The sequence below is a fragment of the Microcystis sp. BLCC-F210 genome (assembly GCF_042134685.1).
GTDB classification, from domain to species: domain Bacteria; phylum Cyanobacteriota; class Cyanobacteriia; order Cyanobacteriales; family Microcystaceae; genus Microcystis; species Microcystis aeruginosa_D.
In genome coordinates this window covers 1,549,101-1,562,739 of record NZ_CP169647.1, presented here as the reverse complement: position 1 = coordinate 1,562,739, position 13,639 = coordinate 1,549,101, and the positions used below count along the sequence as shown (strand labels likewise).

General features: G+C 39.3%; 14 protein-coding genes and 2 pseudogenes. 5 read left to right on the top strand and 11 right to left on the bottom strand.

The features are described from left to right. Positions 1-260 precede the first annotated feature (260 nt). From ACE3JL_RS07425 to psbA, 5 genes and pseudogenes are all read right to left on the bottom strand, one after another. Positions 261-587: pseudogene (locus tag ACE3JL_RS07425) on the bottom strand (IS630 transposase-related protein); the annotation flags it as partial. A gap of 190 nt (positions 588-777) precedes the next feature. After that, a pseudogene (locus ACE3JL_RS07420) lies at positions 778-1,011 on the bottom strand (IS630 transposase-related protein); the annotation flags it as partial. A gap of 37 nt (positions 1,012-1,048) precedes the next feature. Beyond that, complete coding sequence (locus tag ACE3JL_RS07415) at positions 1,049-1,330, bottom strand: type II toxin-antitoxin system YafQ family toxin (RefSeq protein WP_375329187.1); 282 nt, start codon at positions 1,328-1,330, stop codon at positions 1,049-1,051. Positions 1,331-1,335: 5 nt separating this feature from the next. Then, positions 1,336-1,551: a hypothetical protein gene (locus ACE3JL_RS07410; protein WP_002750830.1), complete on the bottom strand. Its 216-nt coding sequence runs from the start codon at positions 1,549-1,551 to the stop codon at positions 1,336-1,338. An 89-nt stretch (positions 1,552-1,640) separates the two neighbouring features. After that, positions 1,641-2,723: a photosystem II q(b) protein gene (psbA, locus tag ACE3JL_RS07405; RefSeq protein ID WP_012264511.1), complete on the bottom strand. Its 1,083-nt coding sequence runs from the start codon at positions 2,721-2,723 to the stop codon at positions 1,641-1,643. A gap of 185 nt (positions 2,724-2,908) precedes the next feature. On the opposite strand from psbA, the gene cynS reads away from it, so the two are divergent. Together cynS and ACE3JL_RS07395 are read left to right on the top strand one after the other, a co-directional pair. Then, complete coding sequence (gene cynS / locus ACE3JL_RS07400; RefSeq protein WP_002764858.1) at positions 2,909-3,346, top strand: cyanase; 438 nt, start codon at positions 2,909-2,911, stop codon at positions 3,344-3,346. Between the two features lie 419 nt (positions 3,347-3,765). Next, positions 3,766-3,963, top strand: a complete 198-nt coding sequence (locus ACE3JL_RS07395) for a hypothetical protein (RefSeq protein ID WP_002761095.1) — start codon at positions 3,766-3,768, stop codon at positions 3,961-3,963. Positions 3,964-4,022: 59 nt separating this feature from the next. Here ACE3JL_RS07395 and ACE3JL_RS07390 read toward each other — a convergent pair whose 3' ends face one another. Next, a complete protein-coding gene (locus ACE3JL_RS07390; protein ID WP_052275445.1) occupies positions 4,023-4,457 on the bottom strand; it encodes a hypothetical protein in 435 nt (144 codons plus the stop codon). 717 nt (positions 4,458-5,174) lie between these two features. Continuing rightward, the gene (locus ACE3JL_RS07385; protein WP_271988660.1) at positions 5,175-5,561 is read right to left on the bottom strand and encodes a hypothetical protein; all 387 of its coding nucleotides are present in this window, start codon (positions 5,559-5,561) and stop codon (positions 5,175-5,177) included. Positions 5,562-6,007: 446 nt separating this feature from the next. On the opposite strand from ACE3JL_RS07385, the gene ACE3JL_RS07380 reads away from it, so the two are divergent. Further along, positions 6,008-7,375: an ATPase gene (locus tag ACE3JL_RS07380; protein ID WP_375329186.1), complete on the top strand. Its 1,368-nt coding sequence runs from the start codon at positions 6,008-6,010 to the stop codon at positions 7,373-7,375. A 264-nt stretch (positions 7,376-7,639) separates the two neighbouring features. Here the strand turns inward: ACE3JL_RS07380 and ACE3JL_RS07375 are convergent, their stop codons facing one another. Next, positions 7,640-9,451, bottom strand: a complete 1,812-nt coding sequence (locus ACE3JL_RS07375; protein ID WP_375329185.1) for a sodium:solute symporter family protein — start codon at positions 9,449-9,451, stop codon at positions 7,640-7,642. Positions 9,452-9,494: 43 nt separating this feature from the next. Further along, positions 9,495-9,863 (bottom strand): hypothetical protein, encoded by a 369-nt coding sequence (locus tag ACE3JL_RS07370; protein ID WP_375329591.1) that lies wholly within the window; start codon positions 9,861-9,863, stop codon positions 9,495-9,497. A 153-nt stretch (positions 9,864-10,016) separates the two neighbouring features. Here ACE3JL_RS07370 and ACE3JL_RS07365 point away from each other — a divergent pair, with 153 nt between their 5' ends. Beyond that, a complete protein-coding gene (locus ACE3JL_RS07365) occupies positions 10,017-10,190 on the top strand; it encodes a hypothetical protein (protein ID WP_002739017.1) in 174 nt (57 codons plus the stop codon). Between the two features lie 11 nt (positions 10,191-10,201). Here ACE3JL_RS07365 and ACE3JL_RS07360 read toward each other — a convergent pair whose 3' ends face one another. Next, on the bottom strand, positions 10,202-10,804 hold the full coding sequence (locus ACE3JL_RS07360) for a chromophore lyase CpcT/CpeT (RefSeq protein ID WP_375329184.1): 603 nt from the start codon (positions 10,802-10,804) through the stop codon (positions 10,202-10,204). A gap of 238 nt (positions 10,805-11,042) precedes the next feature. Here ACE3JL_RS07360 and ACE3JL_RS07355 point away from each other — a divergent pair, with 238 nt between their 5' ends. Continuing rightward, the gene (locus tag ACE3JL_RS07355) at positions 11,043-12,191 is read left to right on the top strand and encodes a substrate-binding domain-containing protein (RefSeq protein WP_375329183.1); all 1,149 of its coding nucleotides are present in this window, start codon (positions 11,043-11,045) and stop codon (positions 12,189-12,191) included. 184 nt (positions 12,192-12,375) lie between these two features. Here ACE3JL_RS07355 and ACE3JL_RS07350 read toward each other — a convergent pair whose 3' ends face one another. After that, the gene (locus ACE3JL_RS07350; RefSeq protein ID WP_375329182.1) at positions 12,376-13,605 is read right to left on the bottom strand and encodes a site-2 protease family protein; all 1,230 of its coding nucleotides are present in this window, start codon (positions 13,603-13,605) and stop codon (positions 12,376-12,378) included. Positions 13,606-13,639: the final 34 nt, after the last annotated feature.

The following is a 13,639-nucleotide window of genomic DNA, read 5'->3' as shown; positions in this document are numbered from 1 at the left end:
TTCTATCTCACCCATTTTACCTTAGCTGACAATAATTATAAATTTTTATTTCCCTTGAATTCCCTATTCTAAAAACAGAACTATCTTCCTGATTTAACCCCGTTCGTTCTCAGCCAACCTCTTTGATTGCTTGAGTATTTATACTTAATTTGTCTAGCCAATTGTTTTTTTTATTGTTCGCCTCTTCTAGAAAATAGTTGCTTCGTACTATATTTTCCCTGCCAAAATCGGGGTTAATGCTCTATTTATTTCAAAATGAGAATTGCTGGTGCAATAAAGTCTTTTTTTCCCTTTCTTCTCCCGGCGACAAGGTTTTCTCTTTTTCCTCGTTTTCCTTGTCTATCTCCCAATACTTTCTTACCTTTTTTTGACCAAGCATAAAGGCAGGCTTGAAATTCTTCAAACCCTGACTCATCAATAAATACAAGGCTTTCACTTCCATATTTTTTAATCAATTCTCTCAGCACTCTGTAGTATTTCATTCTTTCTTCTCGGTTTCTTTCTCTATAACGAAGTTCCTTCTTTTTTCTGGTAATTTTCATTTTTTTTAAGGCATAGCAAATGGCACTTGGTCTCACTCCAAACTTCTGGGAGCATCTCACCTTTGCAATAAGCATAAATACTTAGTAGAAAAATAGGCTTTTCGAGGGTAATTCTTGTTTTAATTCTCCATGTACGCGGTCTTTAAAAGCCTCTATTTCGTTCCAAGACACGATTAAGAGTGGCTTTTAGGCTAAGTATAATTACTCATCGCGTAAGTGAGATGCTCCCAAACTTCTCGGCTCTGTCTCTTAATCTTGCCTCGGGATTTTCTTGGACATCTTTTGACAGTGCTTTCCAGTCCAGCTTTCTCTGACGGTGTTTTACCTTTGTTGCTTCCAGTTTTTCCCTACCTAGCCATCTATATATCGTCGCTCTTCCTATATTAAATAGAGCGGCGGCTTTGGTTATGCTTCCCCCATTCTCTACATAATCGATCACTTTTTTTCTCAAGTCTAGGCTATAAGACATTTTTCTGTATGGATTGCTCGTTTCTCTTCATTTTACCTTATTTTTCCCTCGTCTCACACTTATTTGAAATGACTATAACTTCCTTCTGGGTGTCTGGCTCAATTTTTATAGAAAAAATAATCCGACAATCATAACCGCAAGAACAAGCTTTAAGTCCCGATAATTCCCCTCTTAATGAATGAGTTCCCAAGCTCAAAAAATAAATATCTTCCCTCATTTGTGCCAATGTCTTCTCAATCGCTTTCTGTCGTTGAGGATTTCTGAGAACAAACTTATGGAAAGTCCGCTTAAATTTAGGCGTTAAAACCAGTTCTCTCATAATATCTATTCTAAAGTTTCTCTCAATTCTCTCAGAATAATTTCTAGGGGTTGAGGTTTAAATTCTCCTTGATGAAAAGCATTAATTGACTCCCTAGCATCTCTGGCAATTTCTTGACGGCGAATATCAAGTAAACGATTTTGTAAAATTTCTAATAACATTTCCTGTTGTTCTAAAGATAGTTGCTCAACAGTATTTAAAGCTTGTTCTAAACTAATCATAATTCAACCTCAAACCCAAAAAACCACCTTCTATTCTAACAACAAAAAAGCACCCCCTTGCGGGAGTGCCTTTTCGTTCAGACTAGGAATTAACCATTGATAGCGGGAGCAATCAGAGCTACAGGAGCCTGTTCACCACTAGCCAAATCTAAGGGGAAGTTGTGAGCATTGCGCTCGTGCATTACTTCCATACCGATACCAGCGCGGTTTAACACATCGGCCCAAGTACCGATTACACGACCTTGAGAATCGAGAATCGACTGGTTGAAGTTAAAACCATTGAGGTTAAACGCCATGGTGCTAACACCCATTGCCGTAAACCAGATACCGATTACCGGCCATGCACCCAAGAAGAAGTGCAGAGAACGGCTGTTGTTGAAAGAAGCGTATTGGAAGATTAAACGTCCGAAGTAACCGTGAGCGGCAACGATATTGTAGGTTTCTTCTTCTTGACCGAATTTGTAACCGTAGTTCTGAGATTCGATTTCAGTGGTTTCACGCACTAAGGAAGAAGTTACTAGGGAACCGTGCATGGCACTGAACAAGGAACCGCCGAACACACCAGCAACGCCTAACATATGGAAGGGGTGCATCAGGATGTTATGTTCTGCTTGGAACACGAACATAAAGTTAAAGGTTCCAGAGATTCCTAAAGGCATACCATCAGAGAAGGAACCTTGTCCGATGGGGTAGATTAAGAATACAGCAGTAGCGGCGGATACAGGTGCAGAGTAAGCTACACAAATCCAAGGACGCATTCCTAAACGGAAAGACAGTTCCCACTGACGACCGAGGTAGCAGAAGACACCTAGTAAGAAGTGGAAAATGACTAACTGGTAAGGACCACCGTTGTATAACCATTCATCTAAGGAAGCTGCTTCCCAGATGGGGTAGAAGTGGAGTCCAATCGCGTTGGAGGAGGGAACAACTGCACCGGAGATGATGTTGTTTCCGTAGAGTAGAGAACCAGCTACAGGCTCGCGGATACCGTCGATATCTACGGGAGGAGCGGCGATAAAGGCGATGATGAAGCAGGTGGTGGCGGTGAGCAGGGTGGGGATCATGATGACACCGAACCAACCGATGTATAGACGGTTGTTGGTGCTGGTGATCCACTGGCAGAACTGCTCCCACAGGGAAGCGCTCTCGCGCTGTTGTAGTGTGGTGGTCATGGTTGAATGATTTCTGTATGTATTTAATTGTCAAGGTTCTTTGTTTGACATGAATCAATACTATCGGGTTTTTATAGTTATGTAAAGGGGTTTTAAGGAATGTTTTTTTATCAACGTCATAACTTTTACTTATATAATTGATGTTAAGGTAAACTAGAAGCAGACAAATTCTGCAAAAATAAGCAATGATACCCGAAATTACCGCAAAACTATTGGAAGCGAAGAAGGAAAAAGGCCTCAGTTTCGCTGACCTAGAAGCGATTCTAGGACGAGATGAGGTGTGGATTGCCGCTGTTTTTTACCGGCAAGCGAGCGCTTCCCCAGAAGAAGCAACGAAAATTGTGGCAGCTTTGGGACTGGGACCAGCCTACATCCCCTCCTTAACCGAGTATCCTGTCAAGGGATTGGGTCCGGTTGTCCCCACTGACCCCCTGATTTATCGTTTCTACGAGATCATGCAGGTGTATGGAATGCCCCTAAAATCGGTAATTCATGAAAAATTCGGCGATGGTATTATGAGTGCGATCGATTTTACCCTCGACGTGGATAAGGAGGAAGACCCTAAAGGCGATCGCGTTAAAATTACCATGTCGGGTAAGTTTTTACCCTATAAGAAGTGGTGAGTCCGGCCAAAGTCAACGGTAAGGGATTTATATTCCTTGCCGCTCTTGCTATTTTTCTTAACCAAACTTAACAATTGACGGCAAAATTTTGCTTGCTTTTTTTGGCAGATTTTGGGACAATATTTTTAAAAGAGTTTACTAATAATGGAAATATAACAACTTAAATGTGATCACAAAAGTCCCATTATAAGAAAATCATAAGCCAAGCCGCCGCAAAAGTCAAGGGATCTCTCCTAATTATGCTGTGAAACTTCTAATTCCTTGAGCGGTGAGGGTTTGGGGAATTATGAATTATGAATTATGAATTGGGGAGTGGGAAGACAGTAAACTGATAACTGCCAATTCAGATAAGTCTGATACGCTCTAGACCGATGAAACCCTGATTAACTCTAGCATTGATATTCTCAATCTTAATTGAAATGACTATAACTGCCAATTCAGACTTCAATTGGCGATGTTATATTGAACATTTTCAAGAAGAAGGCGCACCGCAAAGCGGATCTCTGCGAGATCGCTGTTTTTTTACCGCTTATGAAACCAACATTATTGTTCCTTTAAAATCTTTGAGGATTGAGGTAGAGATGGCAGATGTTTATAACAAAGTAATCTTTAGTTAAAGCCTTAAATATGGAGCTTTTATTATCATTAGAATACATAAATATTCGTCATAAAAAAATTAGCGTAGGCAATGATTAATAGAAAAACTGAATATTTGTGCAAGTTGTGGTAAACAAGTTACCTCCGCTATTCGGCGAAGATTAACCATAACGATAGCTCCAAAAAACATTATATTAACAAGAAATGGTGAATAGGGAACTCCGAAATATGAAGAAGCACCAGATAAAAAAAGATGTGCCACAAAATATGATACTATAACAAGCAATAAATCAGTTAAAATTGCAGATATATCTAAACTTAAGCCTAGTACAGGTGTTATAGCATAACTTAGAATAGTCAAGCTAGTACCTACTATAAATAGTAGGGATATTGCTCCAGCATCTTGTGCAAAAAATCCCCAAAATCCCAAATAAATCGCCATCAATGAAAACCCAACAGAGACAGCTTTTACGATCCCATCGTAAACATTTCTCAAAGCATTTCCCCAATCCATAAAAAATTCTCCAGCTAAGTTTGTAAATCTCTAAAGTCATGAAAGTATCAGCAAGATTGAGTAAATCTTAAAAATCTATATTATTTAGCGACCAAACATTTCAAGCAATTGCTCGAAAGTACCACAACTCTTAACTACTTCTGAGTCAAGGATTCCGACCATAAAAAATCCCGAAATTACAAAAACGAGAAGACCCTCTTGAAAATTACTGGTAGGCACTATACTTGGTAACATTCCGAAAGCCAATAATGCAATGTCTCTGGCCAAAGTCATCAGAAGTTGTTCCTGTGATGATTGGTTTAAAAACATCTGTAAAAGAAACTGAAAAAATATTACTATAAGTATATGCCAATTTAGAAAGACTTGGGCAACTAATTCCCGTGCAAATAACCCAACAACAGCAAGTAATACACCATAGAAGAAAAAGGGCTCTTCTGGTTTCTGTGTGAAAACGAGGTCTATACTGATAGAATATCCGTAAAATAGTCTTAAAAGTTTTGTCCAGTAAGCATTTCACGATTCCATAAACAAAAATTATCACACAAAGCCGAGAAGAGCCGAAAAAGAAATATGAAATTAAACAACTCAAGTAATGAGGCATTATTAGCAAACGATTTGCCAAATCCATAAAAAATTCTCCAGCTAACTTTTTAATTTTCCGAAGTTATAAAAGTATCAGCAAGATTGAGTAAATTTCAACAATTTGTGTCCCTCGATTTACTCACCAAATAATTGACTGTGGACAGCGTTTACAAACGCCTCTGCTTCTGATTTTTGCCATGGCAATCCAGTGACAGGAGTTGCTGTTCCTCCGGCCGTAACCACACTTACCGTTGGAGATCCCCACATCAATAGAACACCAAAAATCAAGGGAATAATACCCACTACTACAGTTATCAAGACAATTCCTAAAACAACAAGGAATAGTCCCCCAACAACTTTCCTATCCATTTCATATCGAACTGAAACAACTTGCTTGAGAGGAACATCTTCTCTTCGTCCACCACTAAACCAGCTTTTCTTCGCCATATAGGTAAGTCTTTTGTTCGTTACAATACCAAAACAGTTGTCAACTAAGACATTTTCTTTAGAACTTGATGTCATTTTTTCCTCCCCGTTTGATTTGTGTACTGGTTGATCGTGCGGCCCGGGCTACATTGCCTAAAGCCACCTTAAGCATCCTGACTGTGATATGCTAGAACCTGTACTATTTCACATTTTCTTTAGATTGGCTAAATAAAGCCTTGAAACTGCTTAATTACTTAGGATACATCGCAGTCTTGAGTTTAGTAAGTCGGAAAAGTCGGAACTTACAGCCAAACAATTGATCTGAAATATCGGAAATGTCAGCTAGAATAAGTAAAAAACTACCCCGTGTGCAACTATATTTTTAGTCTTGATTTACAAGGCTCTCAGAAATCAGCAGTGATAAAGTATCATCGGGAACCCTGATTCTGTCGTTTTTAGTTACACATCGCGTAAAAACTCGCCAATTCAAGTCTGAATTGCATCACTGTCTGCTCTACCTTCACATACCTAATCTATAGTCCATGTTTCAAGCTAATCTATCTAATACGGTGTTAAATCTCTTAGATGAGTTGGTTTTTGCCAAAACAGATCAACATCTAGACTATCTTCAAAAAACTATCTTAGAAGCGACTTTAGAAGGTTACAAATACTCAGAAGTTGCCAAAGAATCTCATCTTAGTGAAGGTCATGTTCGAGATACTGCTTCAGAATTATGGAAGATTTTGTCAGAGGTTTTAGGGGAAGATATTACTAAATCAAATATTAGAGCAGTTTTAAAGAAACATAGTTTCATAAATAATAATATGGGACGAGATTTAGTCTCTTTTAATAATGTTCATATTTGTGATCATAATCCATCCTCCCTCAAGAATAATCATCCGTCTGAAATCACGCAGGATCAACCCTATTTAGACTTAGGTCATACTCCTGAAATAACTCAATTTTATGGAAGAATTACCGAATTAAATAACCTGCAAACTTGTATAGTTGCAGACAAATACCGCTTGGTTAATGTGTTAGGTTTAAAAGAAATTGGTAAAACTACACTTTCTCTGAAACTGGTTGATAAAATCAAAGATAATTTTAACTATGTTATTCGCAGAAGTTTGTATTTTTGTCCAAAACTAGATGAACTTTTAAGTGAAATTTTACAATCTATCAATCCTCAATTGAAGCTTTCTCAAAGTCTTGAAAGGCAATTAAATTTGTTCTTACAATTAATGAAAAGTCATCGATGCTTGATTATTCTTGATGATTTACAAAGTCTATTTGATTCTAAAAAACTGGCAGGTAATTATCAAAAAGAGTACCAAAATTATCAACTATTGTTTAACAGCATTGCTGAAGTCAATCATCAAGGCTGTTTACTGTTGTTGAGTCAAGAAAAACCTATTGATACGACTTTTTATGGGCAGAAAAATAAATTCATTAAAACATTAATCATAGAAGGTTTAGGAGAAGATGCCATAGAAATTTTGCGCCATCATAATCTATTAAATGAAGACAGTTGGGAAGCCTTAATTAAATGTTATCAAGGTCATCCTCTTTGGTTAGAATTAGTTGCTAGTTTTATTCAAGAGACATTTTTAGGTAAGGTGGCTGACTTTTTGGAGATTAAATACCCGATTGCCGAGGAAACTTTAGAGCAGACTTTATTAAGTATTTTACAAAATTTAACAGAATCAGAGAAACTAATGCTAACAGAATTAGCAAATTTTAATCAACCTATTTCTATTAAAGAAATGATCGACCAAACTTCTCTAGCTTATACAGATTCTTTGAAAGTCATTCAATCTCTAATCAGACGAATAATAGTGGCAAAAGATGAAAACGCTTTATTATGTTTGAATCCTGTTTTTAAAGCTTATGTAATTAATCATCAAATCTAGGGCTGAGTCGAAAATTTTATCGCAATCATAATAGTTTACGAAATTCTACGACTGTCAAATAGTTACACTTGCATTTAACAATCCTAACATAATATTGAGATTTAAAATAGATATTTTAATCATAATATAACTCTCCGATTCAAAAATTTAAATTTTCAGGTTTTCCATAAATTGACAGGATTATCAACTAGAAACAGAGTAACCATTCAGGGGGAGCAGGAAAAAAACTGATAGCTGCCTCCTGTCTCCTGTCTCCTGAACTGCCTAACCTAAATCTCGGTCTTTAGTGACGGTAATTTCCTTAGATAAATGTCGATACCAAGTAAAATAGAGACCGATGGAAAGCAAAAGAAAAACCAAAGCCAAAATCTTCAAACTTTGCCACTGCTTGATGATTAAAACAATCCCCATCATAAACAGGACTAATTGCCAAGGAACAGTGAGAAAAGCGGCGATGATATCCCGTTGATTTTCCGCTTTAATTTTTGCCTGTAGGTTAGGTTTAACACTGTGACGGACTTCTCCCCAAAAGCCAAAGGGTCGGGTAACATTATAGAAATTTTCCATGACTAAACTATCGGTGGGAGGAGTTAACAAAGTAGCGATAACACAGCCAGCTAAAGCGAACAAACTCGGCACAAGAAAGAGAATAATTTCCTGATATTGACTGTGACGAAAGAAAGGTAAAATTATCGCTTGTGAGGCAATAGCCGCAATCATTCCCGCTAAAGTTCCCACAGCAAAACCATAACCATTAAAGCGCCACCAATACCAACGTAATAGGAGAGGAACTGCTAATCCCACCCCTAATCCCGTGGTTAACCAACCCCAAATATCATTGACATTTTCAATATTAAAACTCAAAACTAAGCCAATTGCGACCACAAAAATCGAGGCTAAACGACCTTGAAAAACTAACTCCTGTTCTCCCGCATTCGGTTTCAAAAAAGCTTGATAGATATCTTTTACCCAATAGGCAGCACTAGCGTTAATAACTGCGTTAAAAGTGGACATAGCTGCCGCTAAAAAAGAAGCAATTAATAACCCTTTCATCCCCACAGGAATATATTGAGTAATCACTGTGGCCAGAATTCTTTCTGGATCTGTGATCGTGCCTTCAGTTAAACCGTAGTGAATACCTAAAACCGCAAAAGCTGTGACTAGAGGCCAACGGAAAGAAAGCAAAATAATCCAGAATAAAGATAATAAACCGGCATCTCGATCGCTTTTGGCGGCTAGATATCGTTGTAACATATAACCACCGCTGCCGCTGCAACCTTCGATGATGGTTTTAACTAAATAAAAGAAAATCACCCCACCAAACAAATTAAAGATGGCATAATCTCCGGGTAAATCCAACGTCAGGGAGGGGAAAATACTAGACCAGTCGCTTAAATTCCAAGTTTTTGGCTCTGCTGCCCCCGGAATTGCTACCGTGAAACTATCGGGAAGATTAACGGTAAAAAAGGCCACTGTCGATACATAAATTACCGCCACAAAAATCAGAAACCCTTGAAATAAATCGGTAATTACCCCACCATAAAAACCACTGGCCACCGTATAAATTAAGGTTAAAAGAATTAATATCACCGAAGCAAGACGATCATCCATACCCAAAAACTGCCCTAAAAATTTCCCCCCCGCAACGGAGAAATAACTCATCGCACCGATAGAGAATAAGAGAGTGGCGACGGCACTAATAATTCGGGCAAAATTTCCCTGTTTTCCCGGTCCAAAGCGAAATTTCATCCATTCCGCCATGGTCATAACTTGGGCCCGGCGATTCCATTTGCCCATAAAAGCCATGAGAAAGGCCATAATTAGGACGACACCGCCGCGGATTTCGATAAATAGTCCTTTGGGGCCGACAGCGTAAATTAGGGCAGAAATGACCATAGTTCCCGCTAAATCGGTGTTAGCTGCCATTCCCGACACCCCTAACATCCACCAAGGCAAATTGCGATTACCTAAAAAGTAGGATTCTAGACCTTGAGAAGCTTTTTTCTCGGCTATAATCCCGATTATTAGGGTTCCTGCCAGATAGAGCAGCACAATTACATAATCAATTAACTGCATAGTTGAAATCAATTTAACTTTCGATCGTTATAGCATCAATTGACTACGATTTCTGGCTAACGGTTTCTTTTTCTAAGATTTGCACCCGTTGCTCCAGCTTTTTTAAATCTTCCTTTAATTCAATTACTAAAGTGGCCAAACGCTGGAACAGTGGGTCAGTTTCCCCGACTACTTCCCCATTTACTATACCCGTTCCCGATCGCCGTTGGGGAATGGGATCGGCATTTTCCCCGCGGATGGTTATTCCTCGGACTTGACTTTCAAGGCGCTCGACGCGATTGCGGAGACTAATTAACTCCGATCTTACCGCCGTATCCGATTGGGCCTGGCTGGCATTAACAAAACTCAGTATTAGCAAAAGGGAGATAATCAGGGTTAAAAAGCCATAAAAAGAGATTTTAGCTAATTTAATCGATTTTACCCCCTATCTATCTGACCCGACTTAATGTTAAGAAACGTGGCTAAATCTAAAGCTTGATTGCAATTCCGCCCCCGGGTGATTAGTTGCTCAAAAGAGGATGATAAGGTGAAAAACACGATTTTGTGGAAATTTGGCCTTATCTCTATGTATAAAAACTCAGATAAAGATTTTCTCGGAGCGGCAATCACAGCCGGTTTAGGTGCGGGAATCGTCACTTCCTTTGCTGTCAATCAAGGACAAGACATCGGTACAGCTTTAGGAATTACCGCTTTAGCGGCTGTTTGCGGTGTTATCTGCCGTCATTTTGATCTAATGTGATGCAATCTTCCTCACACCTCCAATTCTGCCGAAAAATCCTGTTTTTTCTCGTATTGATAGGGACCGAGCAGAGCGCCCCAAATTCCCTTACCGGTGCTGGGATCTAGACCTTTATCGTAGGTTTTTAGGCTATGACTCGTCACCTCGAAACCTAAAGACACCTGATAGGTTGTACCCTCATAGGTGAATTGACAGCGCTGTTCTGGTTGCGGTTGGGCGATAAACTGGTATTGATGATCAGCGAGGGTATGGACTTTGACCGCTAAAGTGCAAGTAGGCAGGAAAGTTAGGTCTTCTAAGCTAATTTTTCGCAGAATATCGGGATTTTTGCCCACACCTTGCACGGATTTCAGGTCATTAAACATATAATGCCTAACCTCTAACCCTCCCGATTCCGAGTGCGTTAATCGCCACAGTCGCGGTCGGTAGGGTTGGTCTAAATTGATTATACTGGCCTGTTCGGCAAAAAGAGCGATGCTGTCTTCCCGAAATAAAGGCAACGGACGCAACCATAAACGCAGGTGAACGTACCACACCGGTTCTGCTTGTGCTTGCCGTTGATTTTCAAATTCACCTGCGAGATACCGACCAAAAGTGATTAATTCAGGGGTCATAGCCAAAAAAATCTCCGTATTGCCTCAAAATCAATCATAACACCCATAGAAATCACTTTTTTGACAAAAATAACCTTCAGTCCACCGGAACCCGCTTAAACTGGGTTATTTCCCCTTGATTGTACCAAGATTCCCAGCCAGCGCTTGAGGTCAAATTTACCGTTAAAAATCGTCCTATAATAATTTAAGGCTAGAAACTGACAATTATTAATGTTGAAGTTGAAAATCGGCGGGCGATATGTTAAATAGACGTTCTTTTTTGCAAGGATTAGGTACAATCGCCTTAGCGGGAGGTTTAAGTGGCTGCGCTTCTGGAAGCGGCAATCTGAGCATTTTTCTCCTATCCGGTTCGATTCCGCCGCGATTACTAACAGATTTTCGGAAAACTATTGCCGAAAAAAAAGTCAATTTTCAGTCGGAAAGGCAGCTGAAAGAGCTATTAAAATTGTTGGAAAAATGGTTAAAAAATCAGGATCAACCAGCCTCACAATTTCCGATTCCTATCCCTTTTAGGGAACAGAACCCAGCGATGGGTAATGTAGTCACCCTAGGGGATGCTTGGCTAGGAAAAGCGATTACTAACGGTTTAATTCAACCCCTAGATACTTCTCAACTCTCTAATTGGTCAAAACTGCCCCCCCGTTGGCAAGAAAATATGACTCGCAATGGCCAAGGACAACCGCAAACAGAGGGTAAAGTCTGGGGTGCGCCCTACCGTTGGGGAATGACAGTAATTGCCTATAATGAGGAAAAATTCGCTCAATTTGACTGGCGGCCACAGGATTGGTCTGATCTATGGCGACCAGAATTAACTGGTAAAATTGCCCTAATTGATAATCGTCGCGAAGTCATCGGTTTAACCCTAAAAAAATTGGGTTATTCTTATAATTCCAGTGATTTAAAGCAAGTGACGGCACTTAAAAACGAGCTATTCGCTTTACAAAAACAGGTAAGATTTTATAGTTCTCAACATTATTTACAACCCCTAATACTCGGTGATGCCTGGCTGTCTGTGGGTTGGTCTAATGATATTTTACCAGTGAGTGATCGCTATAATAAAATTAAAGTTGTTGTCCCCAAATCTGGAACTTCTCTTTGGTCAGATGTGTGGGTAAAACCAGTTTTAACTACTCCTAATTCTCTTGTCCAGCAATGGATTGATTTTTGTTGGCAACCAGAATCCGCTACTAAAATTTCTTTATTTACCTCCGGATTATCTCCCCTAATTCTCACTGAAAATCCCGACCAAATTTCCCCAGATATTAAAAATAATCCTTTACTTGTCAATCCGGAAGCGATCAAAAAAAGCGATTTTTTAAACCCTTTATCGCCAGAAACTGAGCAAGAATACGAGCAGTTGTGGCAAGCAATGCGACAGTCAGTATAGTCATACTAACTTCGTTGAGTACAGGCTACTTATGAGGACAGGCAACAGGAGGAATAAATAATCAGTCTTTAATAACTGGATTTGGTATCAGGAGATACTAGAAAAATTCTGTGAGAATATTGAGGTTAAAAATACATTTACCTAACTGATAACTGATAACTGATAACTGCTCACTGATAACTGATTAAGCGGGTTGACTTTGATTTTTTTGGGAGAGAAAAGTAAGGATAGAAGCTTTCTCAATTAACCCCAAAACCGTGCCGTTTTCTTCTACCACTGTCACTTGAGATAAATTTTCTCCTTCCAAAATTTTCACCACATCTAGGAGGGAAGTATGAGACAAAACCAGTTTAAGACTTTCGCTAGTTTGTAATAACCGGCCGATATTTACCTCTGTCCATTGGGAAGTGGGAATCGTTTTCAGATCCTCTACATTAACCACCCCTAATAGTTTACCTTCGCTATCGGTAACTAGGAATTTAGACCATTGTTGTTTACCGATAACATAATTATTAGCAAAATCCCGCAGGGTTAAATTAATCGGCACTACAGGACTATTAGGAGAGATAACATCTTTAGCAGTATAGCGACTTAGGAAATCTTGAACCTTAGCTGATTGAGCGGAAAAGCCAGCATTTTGTAGGAGGAAAATGCCAATTAATAGCGTCCAAAAACTGCCAAATTGAGTGATTCCGAGAATTGATAGCGCACCGATGACAATCGCTAACCAACCAAAAAATTGACCGAAACGACTAGCGAATAAAACCCCTTTATTAGGATTGCCCGTTACTTGCCAAACGATAGCTTTAAGGATATTACCACCATCTAAAGGTAAACCGGGGATCAGGTTAAATAAACCCAGAGCGAGGTTGATATAGGCAAGCAGAGAAAGAATCGCCGCCATGGGCGCATTTAAGCTAATATTAAGACCAATAATTAGGAAGATACCGAAAAGCAGTAAACTAACTAAAGGGCCAGCAATTGCCACTAGAAAAGCTTCTAGGGGAGTTTTCGATTCTCTGCCGAGAGTTGCCAAACCACCGAATAAAAAGAGGGTAATTGATTTAACTTCAATACCTTGGGCGATGGCAACAAAACTATGACCTAATTCGTGGGCAACCACGGAGGCAAATAGGAGAATAGCGGCCAAAAATCCCAAGAGCCAGGGCATAATTCCCGTTAACTGGGGAAACTGACTTAATTCTCCCCCATAGGTTAAGGTAATTAACCCCAGAACAAAGAACCAAGAAGGATTAATATAAAAGGGAATTCCAAAGAGATTCCCGACTCTAATGTTGCCATTCATTTTGTATCTTCTCCAATTATGGGGGACTAACGCCAAGAAAATTAGGTTATCAATTGCGCCATTCACTTCTGTTAACAATTGTAACAAAACTGAAAATCTCCCCGGCATTCCTTCAGGGAGTAAAAACCGTCATCACTGTGGT

Coding starts and splice junctions, on each gene's coding strand:
- ACE3JL_RS07355 (WP_375329183.1), top strand. CDS start 11,043: ATGTTAAATAGACGTTCTTTTTTGCAAGGATTAGGTACAATCGCCTTA.
- ACE3JL_RS07395 (WP_002761095.1), top strand. CDS start 3,766: ATGACTATAACTGCCAATTCAGACTTCAATTGGCGATGTTATATTGAA.
- ACE3JL_RS07380 (WP_375329186.1), top strand. CDS start 6,008: ATGTTTCAAGCTAATCTATCTAATACGGTGTTAAATCTCTTAGATGAG.
- ACE3JL_RS07350 (WP_375329182.1), bottom strand. CDS start 13,605: ATGCCGGGGAGATTTTCAGTTTTGTTACAATTGTTAACAGAAGTGAAT.
- ACE3JL_RS07365 (WP_002739017.1), top strand. CDS start 10,017: ATGTATAAAAACTCAGATAAAGATTTTCTCGGAGCGGCAATCACAGCC.
- ACE3JL_RS07385 (WP_271988660.1), bottom strand. CDS start 5,561: ATGACATCAAGTTCTAAAGAAAATGTCTTAGTTGACAACTGTTTTGGT.
- cynS (WP_002764858.1), top strand. CDS start 2,909: ATGATACCCGAAATTACCGCAAAACTATTGGAAGCGAAGAAGGAAAAA.
- ACE3JL_RS07415 (WP_375329187.1), bottom strand. CDS start 1,330: ATGAGAGAACTGGTTTTAACGCCTAAATTTAAGCGGACTTTCCATAAG.
- ACE3JL_RS07375 (WP_375329185.1), bottom strand. CDS start 9,451: ATGCAGTTAATTGATTATGTAATTGTGCTGCTCTATCTGGCAGGAACC.
- ACE3JL_RS07410 (WP_002750830.1), bottom strand. CDS start 1,551: ATGATTAGTTTAGAACAAGCTTTAAATACTGTTGAGCAACTATCTTTA.
- ACE3JL_RS07360 (WP_375329184.1), bottom strand. CDS start 10,804: ATGACCCCTGAATTAATCACTTTTGGTCGGTATCTCGCAGGTGAATTT.
- ACE3JL_RS07390 (WP_052275445.1), bottom strand. CDS start 4,457: ATGGATTGGGGAAATGCTTTGAGAAATGTTTACGATGGGATCGTAAAA.
- psbA (WP_012264511.1), bottom strand. CDS start 2,723: ATGACCACCACACTACAACAGCGCGAGAGCGCTTCCCTGTGGGAGCAG.